Source organism: Streptomyces sp. DSM 116793 (genome assembly GCF_057320905.1).
Genome location: NZ_CM170494.1, coordinates 3,287,315 through 3,310,858 on the forward strand (window position 1 = coordinate 3,287,315; position 23,544 = coordinate 3,310,858).

At 74.4% G+C, this 23,544-nt stretch carries 20 protein-coding genes; 10 read left to right on the top strand and 10 right to left on the bottom strand.

The window, feature by feature from the left end:
• Positions 1-252: 252 nt before the first annotated feature.
• Together ACSMXW_RS12830 and ACSMXW_RS12835 are read left to right on the top strand one after the other, a co-directional pair.
• A complete protein-coding gene (locus ACSMXW_RS12830) occupies positions 253-1,098 on the top strand; it encodes an MBL fold metallo-hydrolase (protein WP_485806253.1) in 846 nt (281 codons plus the stop codon).
• Complete coding sequence (locus ACSMXW_RS12835; protein WP_485806255.1) at positions 1,073-1,627, top strand: LysR family transcriptional regulator; 555 nt, start codon at positions 1,073-1,075, stop codon at positions 1,625-1,627. The genes ACSMXW_RS12830 and ACSMXW_RS12835 overlap by 26 nt, the downstream gene beginning before the upstream one ends.
• A gap of 8 nt (positions 1,628-1,635) precedes the next feature.
• Here the strand turns inward: ACSMXW_RS12835 and ACSMXW_RS12840 are convergent, their stop codons facing one another.
• A complete protein-coding gene (locus ACSMXW_RS12840; protein ID WP_485806257.1) occupies positions 1,636-2,856 on the bottom strand; it encodes a carbohydrate-binding protein in 1,221 nt (406 codons plus the stop codon).
• Positions 2,857-3,039: 183 nt separating this feature from the next.
• Entirely contained in the window at positions 3,040-3,912 is an 873-nt protein-coding gene (locus ACSMXW_RS12845) for an SGNH/GDSL hydrolase family protein (protein WP_485806259.1), read from the bottom strand.
• 186 nt (positions 3,913-4,098) lie between these two features.
• Here ACSMXW_RS12845 and ACSMXW_RS12850 point away from each other — a divergent pair, with 186 nt between their 5' ends.
• The 4 genes from ACSMXW_RS12850 (at position 4,099) to ACSMXW_RS12865 (ending at position 8,480) form a co-directional block, all read left to right on the top strand.
• Positions 4,099-4,818, top strand: a complete 720-nt coding sequence (locus ACSMXW_RS12850; protein WP_485806261.1) for a GntR family transcriptional regulator — start codon at positions 4,099-4,101, stop codon at positions 4,816-4,818.
• The gene (locus tag ACSMXW_RS12855; RefSeq protein WP_485806263.1) at positions 4,815-5,831 is read left to right on the top strand and encodes an ADP-ribosylglycohydrolase family protein; all 1,017 of its coding nucleotides are present in this window, start codon (positions 4,815-4,817) and stop codon (positions 5,829-5,831) included. The genes ACSMXW_RS12850 and ACSMXW_RS12855 overlap by 4 nt, the downstream gene beginning before the upstream one ends.
• Before the next feature lie 157 nt (positions 5,832-5,988).
• Positions 5,989-7,512 carry a purine-cytosine permease family protein gene (locus tag ACSMXW_RS12860; protein WP_485806265.1) on the top strand — a complete coding sequence of 508 codons (1,524 nt, stop codon included), beginning with the start codon at positions 5,989-5,991 and terminating at the stop codon, positions 7,510-7,512.
• Positions 7,512-8,480, top strand: a complete 969-nt coding sequence (locus tag ACSMXW_RS12865; protein WP_485806267.1) for a PfkB family carbohydrate kinase — start codon at positions 7,512-7,514, stop codon at positions 8,478-8,480. The genes ACSMXW_RS12860 and ACSMXW_RS12865 overlap by 1 nt, the downstream gene beginning before the upstream one ends.
• Positions 8,481-9,014: 534 nt before the next feature.
• Here the strand turns inward: ACSMXW_RS12865 and ACSMXW_RS12870 are convergent.
• The gene (locus ACSMXW_RS12870) at positions 9,015-10,010 is read right to left on the bottom strand and encodes an aldo/keto reductase (RefSeq protein ID WP_485806268.1); all 996 of its coding nucleotides are present in this window, start codon (positions 10,008-10,010) and stop codon (positions 9,015-9,017) included.
• 125 nt (positions 10,011-10,135) lie between these two features.
• On the opposite strand from ACSMXW_RS12870, the gene ACSMXW_RS12875 reads away from it, so the two are divergent.
• Positions 10,136-10,996 (top strand): helix-turn-helix transcriptional regulator, encoded by an 861-nt coding sequence (locus tag ACSMXW_RS12875; RefSeq protein WP_485806270.1) that lies wholly within the window; start codon positions 10,136-10,138, stop codon positions 10,994-10,996.
• A gap of 134 nt (positions 10,997-11,130) precedes the next feature.
• Here the strand turns inward: ACSMXW_RS12875 and ACSMXW_RS12880 are convergent, their stop codons facing one another.
• Complete coding sequence (locus tag ACSMXW_RS12880; protein ID WP_485806272.1) at positions 11,131-11,598, bottom strand: hypothetical protein; 468 nt, start codon at positions 11,596-11,598, stop codon at positions 11,131-11,133.
• Between the two features lie 775 nt (positions 11,599-12,373).
• Here ACSMXW_RS12880 and ACSMXW_RS12885 point away from each other — a divergent pair.
• The 3 genes from ACSMXW_RS12885 (at position 12,374) to ACSMXW_RS12895 (ending at position 15,415) form a co-directional block, all read left to right on the top strand.
• Positions 12,374-13,678: a wax ester/triacylglycerol synthase domain-containing protein gene (locus ACSMXW_RS12885; RefSeq protein WP_485806274.1), complete on the top strand. Its 1,305-nt coding sequence runs from the start codon at positions 12,374-12,376 to the stop codon at positions 13,676-13,678.
• 148 nt (positions 13,679-13,826) lie between these two features.
• Entirely contained in the window at positions 13,827-14,111 is a 285-nt protein-coding gene (locus ACSMXW_RS12890) for an acyl carrier protein (protein WP_485806276.1), read from the top strand.
• A complete protein-coding gene (locus tag ACSMXW_RS12895; protein WP_485806277.1) occupies positions 14,108-15,415 on the top strand; it encodes a beta-ketoacyl-[acyl-carrier-protein] synthase family protein in 1,308 nt (435 codons plus the stop codon). The genes ACSMXW_RS12890 and ACSMXW_RS12895 overlap by 4 nt, the downstream gene beginning before the upstream one ends.
• A gap of 68 nt (positions 15,416-15,483) precedes the next feature.
• Here the strand turns inward: ACSMXW_RS12895 and ACSMXW_RS12900 are convergent, their stop codons facing one another.
• The 6 genes from ACSMXW_RS12900 to ACSMXW_RS12925 all read right to left on the bottom strand — a co-directional run bounded on the left by ACSMXW_RS12900 (position 15,484) and on the right by ACSMXW_RS12925 (position 23,479).
• A complete protein-coding gene (locus tag ACSMXW_RS12900) occupies positions 15,484-17,907 on the bottom strand; it encodes a SpoIIE family protein phosphatase (protein WP_485806279.1) in 2,424 nt (807 codons plus the stop codon).
• A 108-nt stretch (positions 17,908-18,015) separates the two neighbouring features.
• Entirely contained in the window at positions 18,016-19,395 is a 1,380-nt protein-coding gene (locus ACSMXW_RS12905; protein ID WP_485806280.1) for an MFS transporter, read from the bottom strand.
• 96 nt (positions 19,396-19,491) lie between these two features.
• A complete protein-coding gene (locus ACSMXW_RS12910) occupies positions 19,492-20,412 on the bottom strand; it encodes an amidohydrolase family protein (RefSeq protein WP_485806282.1) in 921 nt (306 codons plus the stop codon).
• Positions 20,413-20,529: 117 nt separating this feature from the next.
• The gene (gene ligK / locus ACSMXW_RS12915) at positions 20,530-21,213 is read right to left on the bottom strand and encodes a 4-carboxy-4-hydroxy-2-oxoadipate aldolase/oxaloacetate decarboxylase (RefSeq protein WP_485806284.1); all 684 of its coding nucleotides are present in this window, start codon (positions 21,211-21,213) and stop codon (positions 20,530-20,532) included.
• A 26-nt stretch (positions 21,214-21,239) separates the two neighbouring features.
• Positions 21,240-22,265 carry an amidohydrolase family protein gene (locus ACSMXW_RS12920; RefSeq protein WP_485806285.1) on the bottom strand — a complete coding sequence of 342 codons (1,026 nt, stop codon included), beginning with the start codon at positions 22,263-22,265 and terminating at the stop codon, positions 21,240-21,242.
• Entirely contained in the window at positions 22,262-23,479 is a 1,218-nt protein-coding gene (locus tag ACSMXW_RS12925; RefSeq protein ID WP_485806286.1) for a 4-oxalomesaconate tautomerase, read from the bottom strand. The genes ACSMXW_RS12920 and ACSMXW_RS12925 overlap by 4 nt, the downstream gene beginning before the upstream one ends.
• Positions 23,480-23,544: the final 65 nt, after the last annotated feature.

A 23,544-nucleotide genomic window follows, 5' to 3' on the forward strand; every position in this document is an offset into this window, starting at 1 on the left:
GCTCCGTCCGCCGCCCGGCGCGGCATGGCCCCGGGCCGATGCCCGCCGTCGTACCACCGGGCCGCCGTCCCACCGTCGTACTTCCGGACCGCCGCGCCGTCCCACCGGGCCGCGGCCCGCCGTCCCACCGTCCCGGCGGGCCCAGCCGCCCGCCGCCCACCGTCGTGCGCCCACCCGCGGGCGCCCGGGCCGGTGTTCGCCCGTCCCACGGCCCCGGTGGCCCGTGGCCGTCGCTCCACGAGGAGACGTCCAGTGAACGACCCACGACTGCGCAGACCGTCGGCGCCGCGCTCCCTGTACGTGGGCGACATCAAGGTGAGCTACGTGCCCGACGGCGCCATCCTGCTCAGGCCGGCGGGACCGCTGCTCGTGACGGCGGCCACGCACCACTGGGACGCCTCGGGCCCCTACCGCAACGACACCGGCCACCTGGTCGCCAACACCGGCGGGCTGCTGGTGGAGCACGGCACCCGGGCGCTGCTGATCGACGCGGGCCTCGGCCCGAGGTCGGTGCCCGCGGACCCGGTACGGACCGGCCCCGGCATCGTGGCCATGCACGGCGGCTCGCTGCCGGCGAACCTCGCGCGGCTCGGGCGGCGCCCCGACGACGTGCAGACGATCGCCTTCACCCGGCTGCACCCCGGACACCTCGGCTGGGTGGACGCGGATCCGCCGGTCTTCACCCGTGCCTCGTTCGTCGTGCCCAAGTCGGTCTGGGAGAGCTACGAGAGCGCGTCGGGCCCGCTCCCTGGGGTGGCCGCGGCCCTGGAGCCCCGGCTGCGCCTGGCGGTGCCGGGTGAGGAGGTCTTCCCCGGGGTGCGGGTCATCGCCCTGCCCGGTCACGACGGCTTCTCCATCGCCTCGAAGGGCAGTCGGCTGCTCGCCTTCGGCACCGCCCTGCACACGCCCCTCCAGGTCCGCCACCCCGAGTGGTCCGTGTTCGCCGAGTCGGATCCGCACGGCCCGGCGGACGACCGCCGCCGCCTGATCGCCGAACTGCGCCGCCCCGGCACCCTCGGCTTCGGGATCTACTTCGCGGACGTCGTCTTCGGCCGGATCCGCAGCGACCGCCATGGCCTGGGCTGGCATCCGCGCTGAGGACGCGGCCCCGGCCCGCACGTCCGCGGCGCCGCCCGGCCCCACGCGGGGCATCGAACACAACCCGGAGGACGATGTGGACATCCGCCAGCTCAGGACGTTCCAGAAGGCGGCGACCCTGCTCAGCTTCAGCAAGGCGGCCGCGGAGCTCAACTACGCGCAGTCGAGCGTCACCGGCCAGATGAGGAGCCTGGAGACGTCGTTGGGCGTCGAGCTCTTCGAGCGGGTCTCCGGCAGACGCGTACGGCTCACGCCGGCCGGACACCGGCTCCTGCCGTACGCGGAACGCCTGCTGTCCCTCGCGGAGGAGGCCCGCACCGCGACCCGGACCCCACGCCCCGTGAGGAGCGCCCCGGCGGGGGCGCGCCCCTCAGGGGCGCGGGGAGCCGCGCGCGCAGCCCACCGGCCGGTGGTCCTCGGACGACCGCACCTGCCCCTCCGGGACGGTGACGACGCGACGCGTCCCGTCGTGGCCGGCCGCGCCCACGCGGCAAAGCCGCACGTGTCAGGGCCCCGCGCCCCTGCGTAGGCCGGGCGTCAGCAGGGGCCCTCGTCCTGCCAGGCCCCCCACTCCCCGGTGCTGCCCGGCGCCTCGCCCTGGGACCACCACTTCGCCTTCCAGGTGTGGCCCTGGTAGGAGACCTCCTGCCCGCCGGTGTACGCCGTGGAGCTGTCCCAGGCCGGCGCGGTGCAGGTGCCGCCGGACGGCGGGTCGGTGGGGGGAGGGGTGGTGGGCGGGGTGGCGCCGGCGAACTCGACGGAGTACTTGGCGAAGTCCCAGGCGGCCTGCGGCACACTGCTGCACGTGCCCGACGTACGGCCGCCGTTGTCCGGCGGGTTGCACTGGCGGTCGCGGTTGAGGGACCAGAAGGTGAAGCGGTCCATGCCGTGCGAGGTGGCGTAGTCGAGCACGGTCCTGAAGGCGTCCTGCGGGAACATCTCGCCGGTGTCGCTGCGCCCGTTCATGCCCGAGAAGCCCTCGTGCGCATAGGCGGTGGCCTCGCTCCAGCCGAACGTGGAGCGCAGGATGCCGTTGAACGCGGTGAGCGCCGCGGTCTGCGACGAGGCGCCCTGGAATCCGCCGTCGAAGGGCATGATCGAGAAGTTGTCGGGGGTGAAGCCCTGCGCCTTGGCCTCGTTCAGCATCTGCTGGCCGAACCAGCCGGTGCCCGCCGCGGTGCCCGCCGTGGTGACGGAGACGTACAGGCCGGGGTTGTTCTGCTGGAGGATCTTCGCCGCGCCGATCTCGTTGTGGACGGCCGCGGTGTTCTCGTACTCCGGCTCCTCCAGGTCGAAGTCGATGGCGTGCAGGCCGTACTTGGTGATGACCTGCTGGTAGGCGGCGGCGGTGGCCTCGGGCGTGCCGCACGCCTGGCCGAGCTTGGTGCCGTTGTAGCCGCCGATGGAGATGGAGACGTCACCGCCCTTGGCGCGGATGGCGTTGATCACGCCCGCGACCGCGGTGTCGTTCGAGACGGGCGCGGTGCCGTCCCACGTCGGTGTGCACCCGCCGCCGTTGGGGGCGAGGATGAACGCCAGCTGGAACGCCTTGAGTCCGGTGGCGTCCATGATGGCCGTGGCGCTGGGCGGGTCGTTGTCGAGCGGCATCAGGTACGGCGCCGCGGCGTACCAGCGGTCGGACAGCTGGTACGCCGCGGCGGGCGCGCCGACCGCCTGAGTGGTGGTCAGGCCGACGAGCCCGGCGGCGGCCAGCGCGGCCGTGGCGGCGCCGCTGAGGAGAGCACGAAGACGTCTCATGTCCAGGTCTCCCGGATCGTTGAAGGGGGGCCTCAGCATCCGGTCCTTGTCCAGACCAAGTCAATGGTTTGGACTAGACCAATTCCATTCCTTGACCTGACGGCCGACCCCGGCCGGCCCGGCACGGGCGACGCGCCACGGCCGAGGCCCATCACGGCCCCCGCCATCCGGCAGTCCCCCGCCTCAGCCCAGCCCCAGCGCCCCCATCGCCCGCTCGGCCATCCGCGTCTCACCGAGGGCGTTCGGGTGCACCGGCACGAAGTTGGTGCCGAGGAGGACGGGCTCGATCCAGCGGGTGCCGAGCGGCCGGCAGGCGTCGTGCCCCTCGGAGACGGCGGAGAAGTCGACGTAGACGGCGCCGGTCTCCTCGGCGGCGCGCCGCACGGCGTCGTTCAGGTGGGCCTGGAGGTCACGGATGTACGGCACGTCGCCCGCCGCGATCGGCAGCTTGACGAAGCAGGACCTGTCGAAGGCGGGCGGCAGGATCCAGGGGTAACCGAGGACGGCGGTGCGGGCGTTCGGCGCGCGGTCGCGCACCGCCCGGAGCGCGGCGCGCACGGCGGGATACGTCGTGTCGTCCACCGTGTCGGCGAACGAGTCGCCGTACAGGTCCTTGCAGGGGCTGCCGTGCCCGGCGGTGAGCACACCCGCGGAACCGCAGGCCAGTACGGCGTCGACGAAGGTGTTGCTGTCGTTGCCGCCGATGGTCAGCGTCACGAGGTCGGTGCCGGGGCCGAGCGCGTCGAGTTGCGGCCCGACGCCCGGGTACTGCGCCCCGGCGAAGTCCCTGGTCCGGGCGCCGCCGCAGGTCACGTCGGCGAGGCGGACACCGGTGCGGGCGGCGATGACGTGCGGGTAGTCGGCCGTGGAGCGTGCGCAGAGCGGGGACGCGGTCAGGTCGAGCGGGAGGATTCCGGAACCGGCGCTGTAGCTGTCGCCGAGGGCGGCGTAGTCCAGCGGGGCGGTGGGCGCGGCCTGGGCGGCGGGGGCGAGGGTCAGGGCGGCGAGGGTGGCGACGGCGGTGGCGAGGCCCGCGGTGAGAGCGCGCAACGACATCTGATTCTCCTTCGACGTCAGACGCGGGAGGCACCCGGGGCGGACGCCGCCGGGTGTGGCGCGGCACACCCTTTGAAGTTACTGACAAGTAGCCCCTTGGGCAACGGTTTGCGCACAGCCGGTCACCGAGAGAAGGGGAGCCCCCGGCTCTGGACGGGAGCGGCTCGGCAGGCCTAGCTTTTAGACATGCCTGGACAGGTTCACAAACACCACCGCATCGCCAAGGTCCTCGCCGCCGAGATCCGCGCCGGCGTGCACTCCGAGGGCAGCACCCTGCCGGGGGAGCACGCGCTCACCAAACGCTTCGGCGTGAGCCGGACCACGCTCCGCAACGCCCTTCAGGTGCTCGGCGAGGAGGGCCTGATCAGCACGCATGCGGGCATCGGCTCCATCGTCACGTTCGACGGTACGCCCCTGGACAGCCGGCTCGGCTGGGCGCGGGCGCTCGCCGGCCAGGAGACGAAGCTCAGCACGGACGTGCTGCGGTTCACCACGGTCACGGATCCCGCGCTCGCCGCGGACCTGGGGCTGGCCGGCGACGCCTTTGTGGCGCTCGACCGGGTGCGCCGCCTGCCGGACGGCACCGGGGTCTCGCTGGAGCGCAGCCGGGTCCCCGCCGTCGGCGAGGCGGCCGGGCTGCCGGAGCGCGGTCTCGTGGACGGCTCGCTGAACCGGACGCTGATCGCCCTCGGCCGGATCGGCACCGCGGGCGAGGGCAGGGTCGCGGTGCGCGGGCTGGACGCCGGGGACGCGGAGGTCCTGCACCGCTCGGCCGGCGAGTCCTTCCTCCACCTGTCCCAGGTGTACCGGGCCGCGGACGGCTCGGTCGTCGAGCAGGTCACCAGCCTGCTCGACCCCGCCCACTTCGAGCTGCGCATCCGCTCCGGCCTCGGGGAGCGGTCATGACGGCCCCCGGCACCGCCGCCCGCGATCCGCGGCTCGACCGCGCGCTCGGCGCCTTCCACGGACTCGCCCTCGGCGACGCGCTGGGGATGCCCACACAGGTCATGTCGCGTGCGGACGTGGCCCGGGTCTACGGCACCCTCACCGGCTTCGAGCCGGCCCGCGCGGACAACCCGGTGAGCGCCGGGATGCCCGCAGGATCGGTCACCGACGACACCGACCAGGCCGTCATCGTCGCCCGGCTGCTGGACGAAGGCCGGGGCCGGATCGACCCGCTGCGGCTCGCCGACGAGCTGATCCGCTGGGAGAAGGGGATGAAGGCCAAGGGGTCGCTCGACCTCCTGGGCCCCTCGACCAAGGCGGCGCTCGACGCGGTCGCGCGCGGTGTGCCGCCCGCGGAGGCCGGCCGGCACGGCAGCACCAACGGCGCCGCGATGCGGGTCACCCCCGTCGGCATCGCCACCCGCCCCGAGCCGCTGGCCGCACTGCTCGACCGGGTCGTACAGTCGTGCCAGGTCACGCACGACACCACCGTCGGGATCGCCGGCGCCGCCGCGGTCGCCGCCGCGGTCAGCGCGGGCATCGAGGGCGCGGACCTCGACGACGCCGTGGCCGCCGCCGTCACCGCCGCCCGTGCGGGGGCGCGGCGGGGGCACTGGATCGCGGGCGCGGACATCGCCGCCCGTATCGAGTGGGCGTGCGGCCTGGTGCGCGGGCGCGCCCCGGCCGAGGCGCTCGACCTGATCGTCGATCTCGTCGGCACCAGCGTCGCCTCGCAGGAGTCGGTGCCCGCCGCGTTCGCGGTGCTCACGGTCACCGGCGGGGACCCCTGGCAGGCCGCGCTGGCCGGCGCGAACCTCGGCGGCGACAGCGACACCATCGCCGCCATGGCCGGCGCCGTGGCGGGTGCGGTGCACGGCCTCGCCGCGCTGCCCACAGACGCCGTGCGCACCCTGCGCGCCGTCAACTCCCTCGACCTCGAACCCCTCACCGCCCGGCTGCTCACCCTCCGGTGACGCCCACCCCGGCCGCACCCCGCGTGCGGCCGGCCGTCCCCTCCCCCGTCACCCGCGTCACTTGCATCACACCCGTCTCTTTCATCACACCCACTCCTCCGCACCGCTGCCACCCCCCGCCCCACACGCCCACCGCACCACGCAAGGAGGTCCCGTCATGACCGCTACGACGACGAGCGATCGCGTCGGCACCGTCGAGACCCGGGGCATCGAGCCCGTACCCGACAGCGAACGGCACGGCCATGCGAGCCAGATGTTCTGGACCTGGTTCGCCGCCAACATCAGCATCCTCGGCCTGCCGCTCGGCGCCACCCTGGTGGCGTTCCGCGGGCTCAACATCTGGCAGGCGATCGCGGTCGCCCTCATCGGCTCGTTCGGCTCCTTCGCGCTGGTCGGTGTGCTCAGCCTCGCGGGCAAGAAGGGCGGCGCCCCCGCGCTCACCCTCTCCCGGGCCGTCTTCGGGCAGCGCGGCAACGCCGGGCCCACGCTGGTGAGCTGGCTGAGCCGGGTCGGCTGGGAGACGATCAGCACGACCACCGCCGCCTATGCGCTGCTCGCGCTCTTCAACCACCTCTTCGGCGTCGGCCGCAGCACTCCCCTCACCCTCCTCTGCCTGCTGGTCTTCATCGCGTGCACGCTGCTGATCAGCGGCCTCGGGCACGCCACGATCATGTGGATCAACAAGTGGGCGACCGTGGTGTTCGGGCTGCTCAACCTGGTCGTGATCGGGTTCCTCGTCGACACCGTCGACTGGAGCAAGGTGGTGCACGCGCACACCGGGCCGCTCAGCGCCGTGATCGGCGGCATCGGCTTCATCGCCGCCGGCACCGGCATCGGCTGGGCCAACGCGGGCGCCGACTACGCGCGCTACCTGCCCCGGCGGATCCCCGGCGGACGGCTCGTGGTGGCCTCGGCGTTCGGGGCCGGCGTCCCGCTGCTGGTGCTGATCTCCCTCGGTTCACTGCTGTCCGCCGGCGACAGCACGCTCGCCGCCGACTCCGACCCGGTCGCGGCCATCAACGGCATGCTGCCGTCCTGGATGGCGGTCCCCTACCTGATCGCCGCCTTCGGCGGGCTGCTGATGTCCAACCACCTGTCCACCTACTCCGCCGGGCTCACCATGATCACCCTCGGGGTGCGGGTGCCCCGGCCCCTCGCGGTCGGCCTGGACGTCGTCCTGATGTTCCTCGGCGGCATCTACTTCATGCTGATCTCCAAGGATTTCTACGGCCCCTTCTCCACCTTCCTCACCCTGCTCGCCGTCCCCATCTCCGCGTGGATCGGGATCGTGCTGGTGGACTCGGCGCGCGGCCGGACGTTCGACCCGGCGGGGCTCATGGACACCCGGCGCACCAGCCGCTACTGGTACACGGCGGGCTTCCGGGTCCCCGCGGTGCTCGCGTGGGCGGTCGCGATCGTCGGCGGGCTGCTGTTCACCGAGGCCGCCACGAGCGCGGACGACGTCTGGTTCTCCGGGCCGTTCGCGCACAGCTGGCTGGGCACCAACGGACTCGGCTGGGCCATCGCGATGGCCCTCGGCGCGCTGCTGTACGGGGTGTGCGCGCGGCCCGTGCCCGGCTCCGACGGGACCGGCGCGGACGGGGCCGGCGCGGGCGGCACGGCCGCGGCGGTGGCGCCCGCCGGGTCCGCCGGGTCGGCCGACGCCGCCGAGGTGCGGTGATGGGCCGCCGCTTCGTCCTCGTCGGCAATGTCATCGTCGACCTGGTCCTCGATGTGCCGGCGCTGCCGCAGCGCGGCGGCGACATGGTCGCCACCCGGACCGAACGCACCGTGGGCGGCGGCTTCAACACCCTGGTCGCGGTGCGCAGACTGGGCGGCGAGGCGGCCTACGCCGGGCTGCACGGCACCGGGCCCAACGGCGACCTGGCGCGCGCCGCGCTGGCCGCCGAGGGGATCACGGCACTGCTGCCGGCGCGGGGCGACGGTGACACCGGGCTCACCGTCGCCCTGGTGGACCCCGGGGAGCGCACCTTCGTGACCGGCTTCGGGGTCGAGGCCACCGTCACCGACGCGGACACCGCGGCGGTCGCGGCCCTGCTCCGGCCCGACGACGTGGTGCACCTCTCCGGCTACAGCCTCGCCCAGCCGTCCGGGGGGCCGCCGCTCGCCCGGTTCACGACGGGCCTGCCGGCCGGGGTCACCGTCTGCGTCGACCCCGGGCCGCTCGTCGCGGACATCGCTCCCGCGGTGCTCGACCCTGTGCTCACCCGCGCGGACTGGCTGAGCTGCAACGCCCGCGAGGCGGGGCTGCTGTCCGGGGCGGACGGGCCCGCGGCGGCGGCCGCGGCGCTCCGTGACCGGCTCGGGCCGGGTACGGGTGTCCTCGTCCGTGCGGACCGGGACGGCTGCTTCCTCGCTCCGCCCGGGGGCGGGCCCGTCCATGTGCCCGGGTTTCCCGTCGACGCCGTCGACAGCAGTGGGGCGGGGGACGCGCACACCGGTGTCTTCCTCACGCTCCTCGCGGAGGGGGTTGCTCCGTCTTCGGCGGCTCGGGCGGCGAACGCGGCGGCGGCGTATGCGGTGGGGCGGCACGGGCCGGCCACCGCGCCCACCCGGGCCGAGCTTCTGCGGTTCCTCGGGGCCGACCCGCTGGCGCGGGAGCTTCCGGGTCGGCCTTCGGCTTTCTGAGGCACGGTCGGTTCGCTTTGGGCGGGGGCCTGTGTGGTGCGTTCGGCCGGGGGCCGTGGGCCGTGCGGTGCGTTCGGCCGGGGGCCGTGGGCCGTGCGGTGCGTTCGGCCGGGGGCCGTGTGTCAGGGGCAGCCCCCTGGGGCAGTGGCCATCCTCGGGTCCCCTGTGGTTGAGCGCGCAGTTCCCCGCGCCCCCTTCGGGCGCCTGCGGCGCGCTTCAAGCGTCCTCACCTCCCAGGCACGGTCCGGTCGCCTTCGGCCGACGGCCTGTGCGTCAGAGGCAGCCCCCCGAGGCAGTGGCCATCCGCGAGTCTCCTGTCGTTGAGCGCGCAGTTCCCCGCGCCCCCTTCGGGCGCCTGCGGCGCGCCTCAGGCGTCCTCACCTCCCAGGCACGGTCCGGTCGCCTTCGGCCGACGGCCTGTGCGTCAGAGGCAGCCCCCCGAGGCAGTGGCCATCCTCGGGTCCCCTGTAGTTGAGCGCGCAGTTCCCCGCGCCCCTCACCATGTCACTCCCGGCCTCCACGGCCCCGGCGTGGTCAGTTCCCCACGCCGAGGCTGGACATGAAGGCGGACGGGTAGCGGTCGCCGCGTGCCGCGCCCGGGGGGATCGTCTTCTCGATCTCTGCGAGGTCGTCCGCGGTGAGGTCCAGCTCCATCGCGGGCAGCGCCTCGGCCAGCCGCTCGCGGGTGCGGGCGCCGACCAGCGGCACGATGTCCTCGCCCTGTGCGGCCACCCAGGCGATGGCCAGCTGGGCGACGGTGCACCCCTTCGCCTCGGCGATCCGGCGCAGGGCCGCCACGAGGGCGAGGTTGTGTTCCACGTTGCCGCTCGAGAACCGTGGGCTGAAGGCGCGGCTGTCGCCGGGACCCGCGGTGTGGCCGGCGGACCAGTGCCCGGAGATGAGGCCGCGGCTCAGGACGCCGTAGGCGGTCAGGCCGATGCCGAGCTCCCGCAGCGTGGGCAGGACGTCCGCCTCCACCGCGCGGGAGATCAGCGAGTACTCGATCTGAAGGTCGGCGATCGGGTGCACGGCGTGCGCCCGGCGGATCGTCGCCGCGTCGACCTCCGAGAGGCCGATGTGCCGCACGTACCCGGCGTCGATCATCTCCTTGATCGCGCCCACCGTCTCCTCGATCGGCACCGCCGGGTCCAGCCGGGCGGGACGGTAGACGTCGATGTGGTCGGTGCCCAGCCGGGTCAGCGAGTAGGCCAGGAAGTTCTTCACCGCCTCGGGACGGTTGTCGGGCCCGCCGAACCCCTGGTCCGGGCCCCGGAGCATGCCGAACTTGACGCTCAGCGTGTAGCTGTCCCGGTCCCGGCCGCGCAGTGCCTCGGCGAGCAGCAACTCGTTGTGACCCATGCCATAGAAGTCGCCGGTGTCGATCAGCGTGACGCCGGCGTCCAGCGCGGCGTGCACGGTGGCGATACTCTCCCCCCGGTCGGCCGCGCCGTAGGCGCCCGACATGCCCATCGCACCCAGGCCCAGCGCGGAAACGGCCGGACCGGTGCTGCCCAGGGTTCGTGTCTGCATCGCGTTCTCCTTCGTCGTCGATCCGCCACCAGCTTGCGCCCGCGCCGCGGTCCGCGGGAGCGGAGCGGTCATCCTGGGAGAGCCGCTCCCTGGATGGGCTCGTCCCCGCGGGGGACCATGGACCGATGCAACGTGACGAGCTCGCCGACTTCCTGCGCCGCCGCCGGGAGGGGATCCGCCCGGCGGAGGTCGGCATCGCCGACGGCCCCCGCCGCCGCACCACCGGCCTGCGCCGGGAGGAGGTGGCCATGCTCGCCGGCATATCGGTGGACTACGTCGTACGCCTGGAGCAGGGCCGCAGCAGTCAGCCCTCGACCCAGTTGCTCGGCGCGCTGGCCCGGGCGCTGCGGCTGTCCGACGACGAGCGCGACCACCTGTTCCACCTGGCCGGCCACCGGCCCCCGCCCGCCGACGGGGTGGCCCGCCTCGCCCGCGCCGGGCTGATACGCATGCTGGACCTGCTGGGCGACACCCCGGCCCTGGTCCTCTCCGACCTGACCGAGGTCCTCGCCCAGAACCGGACGTCCCTCCTGATGACGGGCGACTGCACCGGCTTCTCCGGCGACCGGCGCTACCTCGTGTACCGCTGGTTCACCGACCCCGCCGCCCGTACCGTCCGCCCGCCCGAGGAGCACGAGCACCACGCCCGCCGGCTCGTGGCCGACCTGCGCGCGGCCGCCGGCCGCCGGTTCAAGGACCCCACGGTCACCGGACTCGTCGACCGGCTGCGGGCCGCGAGCGCCGAGTTCCGCCAGCTCTGGGCCGAGCACGAGGTGGCCGTCCGGCGCACCGACCGCAAGACCCTGGTGCACCCGCGGGTGGGCCGCCTGCTGATGGACTGCGAGACCCTGGTCACACCCGACCAGGGCCAGCAACTGCTGGTGCTCACCCCGGCGGACGCCGGAACCCGCGAGCGGCTGGAGCTGCTGAGGGTCCTCGGCATCGAGGAATTCCCCACGGGGACGACGGACACGTCCGCACGGTGAACCTCCCGGGCCGACCACCGTGCCCGGTGTGGTGCGCGCCCACCGGTACGCGCCCACCGGTACGCGCCCGCCGGTGCGCGGCATCCGGGAAGGCGTACGGCGGAGCCTGTCCGCCGGCGGGACGGCGGCGCTCGTCAGGTACGGGACTCCCAGCTCTCCTCCAGCCGGCGCAGGATCTCCGCACGCCGGTCCCGGGTGAGGAGTTCCGCGATGGTGCGCGCGCCCGTGGCCAGGTGACCGGCGACCACGTCCCCGGCCAGGCTCGCCGCCTCGCCCAGGCCGGCGGCGTCGCCGAGCAGTTCGGCCAGCTGCTCGGCACCGAGCCCGGCCGTGGCCGGCGCGGCGACCACCGCCTGGTCGGTGCCGCCCTCCAGGAGCCGCGCGAGGTCGTCCAGCCGCACGGCCGAGGTCCCCGGGCCGTGCAGCCCGTCGTGCCGCGCCCGGCCCCAGATGGCGGCCGCCAGCACCACCACGACATGTGCCTGCCGGGCGTGCACCGGGCCGCCGGACCCGGTGGTCATCAGGTGCGCGACCACCAGTTCGTCACCGGCGGACAGGGCGTACTCCCAGTCGGTCGCGGAGTGCGGTCCGGCATCAGCCATGGAGGGCACGCTACCGGCCCGGGCCCGCACACGCCCCACAGGGTTCACCGGGGTGCCGGTGCGGCGCCGATCGGACACCCCACGGACCCGCGGCACGCTCGGCGCCCTGGCACAACCGTGCGGGAGGGCCAGAGGAGTTCGGGTCGGTCCCGTGGCGCGGAAGGGCCGCCGCGCGGGCGGTTCCCGGGCCGGCGGACGACGGGTGCGCCGGGGCGGCCCGAGCGGCGCACGGCGCGGGCGGCGGTGGTGTGACTTTCGGTTTGGATGGTCGTTGGTCGGGGCGTGAGCAAGAGCGCGTCTCGGCCGTGGGCCGTCCCGGGGGAGTTCCCGTCGGCATCCGGACCGACGCCGGCCACGGGCGGGCGAGGACGGGGGCGGGGGCGGGACGTTCCGCGGTGCGGGTCGTGCGCGGCCGACCGGCCGGGCACAGCCGGCGGCCCGCGGGCCGCTGACGGTTCGTGCGCCGCTGCCGGCCGGCGCCCCGTACGAAGACCATCGCCGGTGACGGGTCCGGCGGTTGCCGGGCAGGCCGGCGCATCCCCCGCCGGGCGGGCCTAGCCCCGCCCCACGACTGCCCCGCCCCACGACCGCCCCGCCGGGCGCGCACCGGCGGCGGGCCGTGCCGTCCGCCGGCCGTCCCGCCGATGGACGGGCGGCCCCGCCGCGGCGGCACCGCACCGCCCCCGGGGCCACCGGCCGCCCGCACCCGAACGCACGCCGCGATGCCACACCCGCGGGCGTGCGCGCCACCGACACCTGAGCCACGGGAGAGCAAGTGACGACGCGCATACGACTGTCGATCGCGGACGAGATGCAGGCCGTCAGCGGTGGGCCGTGCACCATCGGTCTCGTCGCGGTCCTCACCGGGGACCCGCCGGCCCCGGCGGACCTGCGCTCCCGGGTCGCCGAGCGGTGGGGCGCGCTGCCCCGGATGAGCTGGACGCTCCAGCCGCCCCCGGCCCGGCTCGGCGCCGTCCGCGGCCACCGGTGGGTGGCCGGCGAGCGGTTCGACGCCGGTGCCCATGTCGACGTCGCCGCTGGCACGCTGGACGACCTGCTGGCCGCCGCCGGCACGCTGCCCTTCCCCGCGGGCCTGCCGCTCTGGCGGCTCGTGCTGGTCCGGGAGCCGCCCCTCGGCGGGGACTTCGCCCTGGTACTGCTGGCGGGCCACGCCCTGCTCGACGGGCGTTCCCTGGTGACGCTGATGCGGCTGCTGATGGACGAGGCCGCCGTGTCCCACCGCCGGCTCCCCGAGCCGGCCCGGGAGGCCGCGGCCCGGGGCGAGCTGTGGCGGGAGCTGCGGGCCATGGTGGGGCGCAGCCAGGCCACACCCGGCCCCGAGCCGGACAGCGCGGCACCGTCGCTGGTGCTGACCGACGTCCGCCCCGCGGTGGTGCGGTCCGCCCGTCACCTGCCCTCCGACGGGCCGGGCGCCACGCTCAGCGAACTGCTCCTCAGCGCCGTCGCGGGGGGCCTGCGCGGCCACTACGGTCCGCCGTCGTGCTGGCCCGGGGGGACAGCGCCGGTGTACGGGGTGCTGCCGCTCGACCTGCGCACCCCGCAGCGGGCGCAGGATCTGGGCAACCTCGTGTCGTCCGTACGCATCCCGCTCCCCATCGGCCTCGCCGACCCCGCGGCCCGCCTCCACGCCTGCCGGCGGATCACCGCCAGCGTGGGCTCCCGCAGGCAGGCGCACCGGGCGCTCGTCGCCGCGTTCCAGGCACTCGGGCGCCCCGGGCCCTGGGCGGCGCGGGCACTGTCGGCGCTCCACCACTCCCCCGCCCACGCCCCGGTGCTCTGCAACGCGTTCAAGTTCTCCGGCCGCCCGTGCACACTGCTCGGCCGGTCCCTGCTCAAGGTCGCCGGGGCCCCCTTCGCCGGCCCCGGTGCCGCGTGCTTCACCCTCGTCCAGACCGGCGGCGCGTTCACGCTCTCCACGTCCACCGGACTGGCACCCGGGGAGGCGGCCCCGCTCGCGGCCGCCGTCGACCGCGAGCTGACGGCACTCGCGGACCTGGCCGGCCCGCCCCGCACGGACCTGCCGCACGGCGGCGGCCCGAGGCTCACGACCCCGCGGTAGCGGTTCCCCCGGCGGTTCCTATCAGCAGTCCCGACCAGCAGTCCCCGATCAGCAGTTCCCCTCAGCAGTTTCCCCATCCGACGGCCGGATCCGGACGGACGGAGCCGGGTCGGCAGATCAAGTCCAGTGCGAAGTGAAAGGTGACGTGGTGCAAGAGGCAACGATGGCGGTGGACCGGGATGCGGTCATGGCGGTGCTGCGCGAGGTGTGCGCGGTGACGCTGTGCGTGCCGCCGGAGTCGGTGGTGCCCGACTCGCGCCTGGTGGCGGACCTGGGGGCGGACAGCCTCGACCTCATCGAGCTGGGGGTCGCGGTCCAGGACGCCTTCGACCTGGTGCTGCCGGAGGGCCGGTACGTGGGCACGGTCGGGGACATGGCGGACCTCGTCGTACAGCTCCGCGGGCGGGACGCGGCGGAAGGAAGCGCCGTATGAGGGAGGACCGGCGGGTCGTGGTCACCGGCCTGGGCGTGCGGAGCGCCGCCGGGGCCGGCCCGGCGGCCCTGTGGGAGGCGCTGCTCGCGCCGCGCCCCGCGGCCGTGCTGCGCCGCTTCGACGCGGGGGCCATGTCCGGCGGGGGTCCCGCCACCGGTGGGGGTCCCGCCGCCGTGCGCGGTCCGCTCCCCGGCGGGGGCCCGTCGGCGGCCGGTTCGGGCGGGGACGGATCCGTCTGGGACGCCGCCTGTGAGATCGCCACCTTCGACCCGGCCGGCTATCTGACGCCGCGGCAGGCCGCACGCGCGGACCGCTCGGCGCAGCTGGCGTTCTGCGCCGCCGCGGACGCCGTACGGGACGCGGGCGGTCTGGCCGCCCCGCCCGGACGGCGGGCCGTGGTCACCGGCACCGGCCGGGGCGGGGCCGGCACGCTGGAGAACGGGCTCGGCCGGCCGAACGCCCTCTACATGCCGCAGATCATGCACAACGCCGGGGCGTTCTGGATCGCGTCGGAGTTCGGCATCGCCGGGCCCGGCCTGACCGTCTCCACCGCCTGCGCCTCGGGGGCGCACGCCGTGGGCGAGGGCATGCAGATGATCCGGGCGGGCAGTGCCGACGTGGTGGTGGCCGGCGGCCACGAGGCCTCGCTCACCCTCACCACCCTGCTGGCCTTCCGCAGGGCCCGGGTCCTCGCCACCGGCTTCGACGACCCGGCGACCGCGGCGCGGCCCTTCGACGCCGAACGGCGGGGCTTCGTCCTGGCCGAGGGCGCCGCGTTCCTCGTCCTGGAGCGTGCCGAGGCGGCGCGGGCGCGGGGGGCGCGGGTCTACGCGGCGCTGACGGGGTACGGCCGCACCTGCGACACCCACCACCTGACCGCGCCTCAACCGGACGGTGCCGGGGCGCGGGCCTGTATGGAGATGGCGCTGGCGGACGCCGGCGCGGCGGCCGCGGACGTCGCGCATGTGAACGCGCACGGCACCGGCACGGAACTGAACGACCTGGCGGAGGCGCGTGCGATCAGCGACCTGTTCGGCCCGGGCGCGGTGCCGGTCACCGCGCCCAAGGCGGTCACCGGGCATGCGATCGGCGCCGCCGGGGCGCTGGAGGCGGTGATCGCGGCGCTGTCCGCCGCCGAGGGGCTGGCGCCGCCCACGGCGAACCTCACCCGGCTCGACCCGCGCTGCGCGCTCGACGTGGTCACCGGTGAGCCCCGCAAGCTTTCCGGGGGCCCGGTACTCACCAACAGCTTCGGCTTCGGCGGCCACAACGCGTGCCTCGTCCTGGAGCCGAGCAGCGCGTGACACGGGCCCAGGACACCGCCCCGCGCCCCTGTCGGGACGCGGCCCGCCTGAGAACCGGCCGGTCGTGCCTACACCACGCCGGGGAACCCGACGAGCGGGTTCTCGCTCGCCTGGAGGGGCTGTTCGGTCCAGATGGTCTTGCCCTGGCGGCCGTACCGGCAGCCCCAGCGGGTCGTGCACTGGGCGACGATGAACAACCCGCGCCCGCCCTCGTCGGTGCCCCCGGCCCGCATCAGGCGCGGCTGCGTGTTGCTGGGGTCGCTGACCTCGCAGATCAGCACCTGGTCGCGGATGAGCCGCACCCGGATCGGGCCCCAGGCGTACCGGACGGCGTTGGTGACGAGTTCGCTGACCACCAGCTCGGTGTTGAAGGAGAGGTCCGACAGGCCCCACGCGTCCAGCTGGCGGGAGGCGGCCGTCCTGGCCTCGGCCACGGACCCCGCCTCCGCGGGGAACTCCCAGGCGGCGACGGCGTCCGGGTCCACGCCGTTCGTCCTGGCGAGCAGCACGGCGATGTCGTCGCGGGGCTCCGTGCGGTCCGCCGCCTCCAGCAGCTCGTCGCCGGCCTCCTCCAGCGTCCGCCCCGAGCGGCACAGCTCCGCCAGCCTCTGCTCCACGCGGCGCTGCCCGTCACCATCCGCATAGGGCTCCAGCGCCAACAGGCCGTCGGTGAAGAGCGCCAGAAGACTGCCCGGGTCCAGCGTGATGGTGGTCGACTGATACGGCACCCCACCCACACCCAACGGCGGCCCCGGCGGAACGTCCACCGGCTCCGTACCGCCATCGGGCCGCACCAGCACCGGCGGAGGCTGCCCCGCACTGGCGAACGTGCACTGGCGGGTGGTGGGGTCGTAGACGGCGAACATGCAGGTGGCGCCGATGGTGTCGCTGCGGGTGGAGGGCGTCTCGGCGGCCAGCCGCTGCACCAGGTCCTCCATGTGGGCGAGGACCTCGGCCGGCTCCAGCTCCAGGATGGCGAAGTTCTGCACCGCCGTGCGCAGCCGCCCCATGCCCGCCGCAGCCGACAGACCGTGCCCCACCACGTCGCCCACGACGAAGGCCACCCGCAGCGACGGCAACTCCACGACGTCGAACCAGTCCCCGCCGACCCCGGCCCCACCCCCGGCCGGTGCGTACGCCCCCACCGTGTGCGCGGCCGTCAGATCCGTCACCGCACGCGGCAGCAGCCGCTCCTGCAACCCGACCGCGGCCCGGTGCTCGTAGGCGTAGCGGTGGGCGTTGTCGATGCCGAGTGCCGCACGGGAGCTGATCTCGTCGAGGAGTTGCACCTCGCCGTCGTCGAAGGCGGGGGACCGCTCGGTCCGCCACGCGGTGACGGCGCCCAGCATCATCCCGCGTGCGAACAGCGGGGAGACCACGAGCGAGTGCGCGTCCTCCGGCACCAGCAGCCCGATCAGCCCCTCGTCCTCCGCCAGGGTCCGGATGGCTCCCTGCCTGTCGAGGAGGACGGAGCGGTCGCGCAGGATCTCCCTGACCTGGACGCTGTCCGGCAGCGGCGGCTGCTGGTCCCCGACCCCCAGCATGTGCTCGGGCCAGCCGCCGGTGGCCGCGACGGCGGCGCGGACCAGGCGGTTCCGGCCGCGGACGGCCGGCGCCAGCTCCTCCCCGTCGAGCACCGGGCCGGTGAGGTCCACCGCCACCATGTCGGCGAGGTCGTGGACCACGTCCGCCAGCGCCTCGGCGGTACGCCGCACGTCCAGCGAGAAACCGATCCGCGTCGCCGCGCTGTGCAGCAGCTCGCGCTGCCTGCGGATGCGCTCCTGCTCCGTGACGTCCTCCACGACCACGGCGACCCCCGACGGCTCACCCCGCGCATCCTCCATACGGAACGCGGACACCGACACCGTCCGATCCTGCGGCGGCCGCTCCCCGGACCGCCACTTGTGCTGCCGCGAGATCGCAGGCACCCCGCTCTCCAGCACCTCCCCGAGGATCGCCTCCGCCTGAGCCGCGTCAACGCCCCGCACCACACCGTCGAAACGCTCACCCGGATGCAGCGCCCGGGCCCCGAACATCCCGGAGGTGATGTTGGTGCGCTCCAGCGTCAGGTCCCGCCGCCGCAGGGCGATCCCCATCTCCCGCTGACCGAGCAGCGCCCGCAACAGCGCCACCCCCTGCCCCCACTCGACGGCCGACCCGGCCGGCACGAAGTGGATCAGCAGCGCGCCCGCCGAGCCGCCCATCGCCTCCGCCCAGAACGCCACCTCCACGGCGCCCCCGTCGGCGTGCAGCAGCCGGGTCCTGCCGGGGCCCGGCCGCGGTACCGCCACACCGTCCTCCGGGCCCCATCGCGCGCCGGTCGCGAGCAGATCGCCGGCCGGGCGCCCGGACACGGCCTCGGCCGGCCGCGCCAGCAGCCGCGCGGCCGGCTCGGACCAGCCCACGATCGTTCCCCCGCCGTCCACGACGGCCGTCGCGAGCACAGGGAAGAAGAACCCCTGGTCGTCCGGCGGTCCGGCGGGCGCGTCCATCGCCTGCTCCTGGTGGGGGACATAACGACATTACTCAACGTATCAGTATAACTCCGGCGAATCGAACGCAGGAGCGATACCAAACGTCGCCGTCGGGTCACCGTGCCGTCAGGCGGCCGCCCGTTCCGCGGGGGCGGGCGCCTGGGTGGTGGCCAGCCGCGCCTTTCGGGTGCTGGGGCCGAAGACGGCCAGCACGGCGGCGCCCAGCAGCCAGGTGCCGGCGATGAAGTAGAAGACGCTGCGGTAGCCGCTGCCGTTGTAGAGCGAGGCGATGATCAGCGGGCCCGCCGCGTTCGACAGCCGGCCGAGGCCGTACGAGAAGCCGGTGCCCAGCGAGCGGCCCCGGGTGTCGTACAGCTCCGGTGAGTAGGCGTACCCCAGCGCGGTGTAGCCGCGCTCGACCAGGTTGACCAGGAAGCCGAAGGCGACGATCAGGACCGGGTTGAACGTGAGCCCGTAGAGCAGGCCGCAGACCGCGATGACGGCGCCGAAGACGACCAGGCACCACTTGCGCTCGAAGCGGTCGGTGACCAGGGCCGCAAGGTAGGACCCGAGCGGCGCCCCCACCGTGGTGAGGGACACGTAGAAGATCGAGCTCCCGACGCTGAAGCCGTGCTTCGCGAGCAGGGTCGGCGCCCAGGTCGAGTAGCCGAAGAACCCGATGGTCTGGGTGACCCACAGGACCGTGAGCAGCAGGGTCGGGGCCAGGTACTTCTTCTGCAGCAGCAGGCGCAGCGGGGCCTTCACGGGCTCCTGCTCGGGCACCGGCGGCGCGGGCTCGGGCAGGGCGCCCTTCTCCGCGGTGACCTGCGCCTCTATCTCCCGCAGCACCGCCTCGGCCTCCTGGTGGCGGCCCTTGCTCTCGAACCAGCGCGGCGACTCCTTCAGCCGCCTGGCGAACAGGAGGTAGAAGAGGCCGATCGCGCCCCACAGGTACACCAGCCGCCACGACCAGTCGGTGAGCGGCACGGTCGCGCTGGCGATCAGGTTGGTGGCGGGGGTGCCGCAGATGCCGATGACGATGGCGTAGGCCTGGTACTTGCCGCGGATGGCCGCCGGATACAGCTCGTTGACGTAGATGACCGCCACCACCGTCATCGCGGACAGTCCGGCCGAGGTCAGCACGCGGAAGACGCCGAGCGAGACGACGTCCCAGGAGAAGACCGACGCGAGGGAGAAGACCCCGAAGAACACGGTGGTCAGCGTCAGCGCCCGCTTCCGGCCCCACCGGTCCGCCATCCAGCTCGCGGCCATCGCTCCGATGAACATGCCCACGAAGGACAGCGAGGTCACATAGGCCACCTGGTTGACCGTGACGCCCCACAGCTTCACCAGCCGCGGCGCGGTGATCGAGAAGCTGTTGATGTCCGCGAACTCGAAGAAGTAGGCGAACGCCACGATGGCGATGGTGACCTTGTGGAAACGGGCGGCGGGCAGCCGGTTCAGTCTGTTGAACGCGTTGACGGGTTGTGCAGGTGTGTGGTGCATCGGAACGCCTTTGTCCAGGGGGTGCGGGGTGCGGGGTGAGGGGGGAGCGGAGCGGCCCCGGGCGCGGGGGGAGGGGGGAGGGGCCGGGCGGCGGGGTCAGCCGGCTTCGCCGGGCCAGTAGAGCCGCATGGGGTTGTCGACCAGCAGCTTCTGCCGCTGCTCGGGGGTGACGGCCACCTGCGGTACGTAGTCGACGAGCAGGCCGTCGTCCGGCATGTGGCTCTTGAGGTTGGGGTGCGGCCAGTCGGTGCCCCAGAGCACGGCGTCGGGGAACTCCTCGATCACCCGGCGCGCGAAGGGCACCACGTCCCGGTACGGGTGCTGCTCGCCGTCGAGCGCGGCGGGCCCCGTGGCGGTGAGCCGCTCGGGGCAGGTCACCTTCACCCAGACGTCGCCCCGCTCGACGAACCGCAGGAAGCGGCTGAACTCCGGACCGCCGGCGGGCCTGGTCACATCGGGGCGGCCCATGTGGTCGATCACCAGCGGGGTGGGCAGCGCCCTGAAGAAGTCCTCCAGGTCGGGGAGGTCCGCGGCCTCGAAGTAGAGGACGACGTGCCAGCCGAGCGGGGCGATCTTCGCCGCGACGGTGGCCAGGTCCTCGGTGGGCACGGTGTCGACCAGGCGCTTGAGGAAGGCGAAGCGCACCCCGCGCACCCCGGCCGCGTCCAGCCGCCGCAGCTCGGCGTCGGTGACGTCCGGACGCACCGTCGCGATGCCCCGGGCCCGGCCGCCGGACGCCTGGACGGCGCCCAGCATGGCGCTGTTGTCCGCGCCGTGGCAGGTGGCCTGGACGATGACGTTGCGGCTGACGCCGAGGTGGTCGCGGAGCGCGAAGAGCTGGTCGCCGCTCGCGTCGCAGGGCGTGTACTTGCGCTCGGGCGCGTACGGGTAGGTGTCGCCGGGCCCGAAGACGTGGCAGTGGGTGTCCACGGTGCCGGCGGGCAGCCGGAAGGCGGGCCGGGACGGGTTCGGGTGCCAGTCCAGCCACCCGGGCGTCTTGGTGAATGCTGCGCTCATGGTTCTCCTCGTGGGCGGTGCCCCGGGGTGCGTCCCGGGTGCGGTGGCGAGTCCCCCTCTCGGCCCCCTGCGGGGTGCGCGGCGCCGTGGTCGGGCGGCGCCGCGCGGTGCTCCGGTTCAGTCGACGTAGCGCAGGCCGGCCTTCTCCAGCGGCTCCCGCATGCCGTACATGTCGAGGCCCAGCTCGCCGGCGGCGAGCCGTTCCCGCTTGCCGGCCTCGTTCTCCTCGCGCCTGCAGGCGGCCTCGGCGACCTCCGCGGCGCGGCCGGCCGGTACGACCACCACGCCGTCCAGGTCGGCCACGACCACGTCACCGGGGTGGACGAGCGCGCCCGCGCAGACGACGGGGACGTTGACCGAGCCGGGGGTGGCCTTGACGGTGCCCTTGGCGCTGATGGCGCGGCTGAAGACGGGGAAGTCCATCTCCTCCAGCTCCGCCACGTCCCGGCAGCCGCCGTCGATGACGAGGCCGGTGCCGCCGCGGGCACGGACCGAGGTGGCCAGCAGCTCGCCGAAGAAGCCGTCCGTGGACTCGGTGGTGCAGGCCGCCACGATGACGTCGCCGGGCCGCACCTGCTCCACGGCGACGTGCAGCATCCAGTTGTCACCGGGCTGGAGGAGGACGGTGACGGCGGGGCCGCAGATCCGGGCGCCGCGGTACACGGGCCGGATGCGGGGGTGCAGGAGGCCGGTGCGGCCCATGGCCTCGTGGATGGTGGCGACCCCGAACGGCTTCAGGGCCTCGACGTCGGCGCGCGGGGCACGGGTGATGGTGCGGTGCACGACTCCGAGTTCGTCCATGGCTTACTTCGTTCCTTCCGCGCTTCTCAGCGGCCCTGACGGGCCAGCAGGGCGTCGAGACGGGGGTAGACGTGACGGGCGTTGCGCTCCTGGATCGCGGCCAGCTCCTCGGGCGGCAGACCGGCGGCGTCCAGGTATCTGCGGGTGTCGTCGAAGTGGTGACCGGTGTCCGGGTCGACGCTCCGGACGGCGCCGATCATCTCCGAGGCGAACAGGATGTTGCGGTGCGGGACCACGCCGAGCAGCAGGTCGATGCCGGGCTGGTGGTAGACGCAGGTATCGAAGAAGACGTTGCCGAGGACGTGCTCCTGAAGCGGCGGCTTCTTCAGCGCCATGGCGAGGCCCCGGAAGCGGCCCCAGTGGTAGGGCACGGCTCCCCCGCCGTGCGGGATGACCAGGCGCAGCGTCGGGAAGTCCGCGAACAGGTCGCCCTGGACCAGCTGCATGAAGGCCGTGGTGTCGGCGTTGAGGTAGTGCGCGCCGGTGGTGTGGAAGGCCTCGTTGTCGCTGGTGCTCACGTGCACCATCGCCGGGATGTCGTACTCGACGAGCTTCTCGTACAGCGGGTACCAGGAGCGGTCGGTCAGCGGCGGCGCGGTCCAGTGGCCGCCGGACGGGTCCGGGTTGAGGTTGACGGCGACGGCGCCCAGCTCCTCCACCGCGCGGCGCAGCTCCGGCAGGCAGGTGGCGGGGTCGACGCCCGGCGACTGCGGCAGCATCGCGGCCGGCACGAACCGCTCCGGGTAGAGGGTGCTGACGCGGTGGCAGAGGTCGTTGCAGAGCGCCGCCCACTGCGCGGAGGTCGTGAAGTCCCCGATGTGGTGGGCCATGAAGGAGGCGCGCGGCGAGAAGACGGTGACGTCGATGCCGCGCTCGTCCATCAGCCGCAGCTGGTTCGCCTCGATGCTCTCCCGCAGCTCGTCGTCGCCGATGCGCAGCTCGGCGGGGTCGGGCGCGGCGGCCGGGTCCGCGAGGCCCGCGATCTGCCGGTCGCGCCAGGCGCCCAGGGCCGGCGGCGCGGTGGTGTAGTGGCCGTGTATGTCGATGATCAACGACGGTGCTCCTCGGGTGCGGTGGCCGACGGGGCGGCGGGGTGCCAGGCGCTCAGCGGGACGAGGACGTCGCCGGCCATGATCAGCCGTGCGGTGCGCAGCAGGGCCGACTTCTTGACCTGCTGGGGGTCGGCCGGGTCCAGGCCCAGCTCTACGGTGAACTCGCCCGCCGGGTGCTCCACGGAGACGGTGACGTCCGTGCCGGGAGCCAGGTCCGCCAGGTCGTGCGCGACGGTGCCGTCCAGCACGCAGGCGGTGGCGACGGTGACGGCGGCGAGGACGCCGATGGACTCGTGGCAGACGTGCGGGATGAAGCTGCGGGTGCCGATCGCGCCGCCGTGCGCGGGGCGGGAGACCAGGGTCATCTTCGGGTAGTTCTTCTCCCGTACGTCGCCGAGGCCCATCAGCTCCCCGCAGACCAGCCGGAGGCTCTCCAGGCGGTCCTTCAGCTCGGTGTCGGCGTTCAGCGCGGCGACGGGCTCCCGGCCGGTGCGGCCGAGCGCGGCGGCGTCCACGATCACCAGCGGCATGCCGTTGTCGATGCACGTCACGTCCACGGGGCCGGTGCCCGGCACCTCGACGCGGTCCCGGACGTGGCCGGTGGGCAGCAGGGCCGAGCAGACCGAGCCCGCGGTGTCCAGGAAGCCGATGGTGATGGGCGCGGCGGTGCCGGGCACGCCGTCGATGCGGGCCTCGCCGGCGTAGTCGACGTAACGGCCGTGCTCGCCCTGCGGGGTGCGGATGGTGATCTCGGCGGTGAGGCCGGTGTTCAGGGTGAGCACCCGCGCGGTGGTGGTGTCCCCGGACGGCGTCAGCAGGCCGGACTCGACGGCGAAGGGGACCACGGCCGCGAGCATGTTCCCGCAGTTCGGGGTGGTGTCGACGACGTCGCTGTCCGGCTGGAGCTGGGCGAAGCGGAACTCCAGGTCGATGCCGTCCCGGGTGCTGCGGTCCACGATGCCGGCCTTGCTGGTGAGCGGGTTCGCACCGCCCAGGCCGTCGATCTGGCGGGGGTCGGGCGAGCCCATGGCCGCCAGCAGCACCGCGTCCCGGGCCGCCCGGTCCGCGGGCAGGTCGGCGGCGCGGAAGAACGGGCCCCGTGAGGTGCCGCCGCGCATGAACCAGCAGGGGACGGCGGCCTGGCCGCCCCGTATGCGGGGACCTGGTCCGGCGTCCGTGGGCCCGGGCGCCGGGGTCGTCGTAGGCAGCGCCATTGCTCTCCCTCCGTCGGTGTCTGCGTCAACGTAACGGTTGACCAGATTGTTGACAATAATTTCGA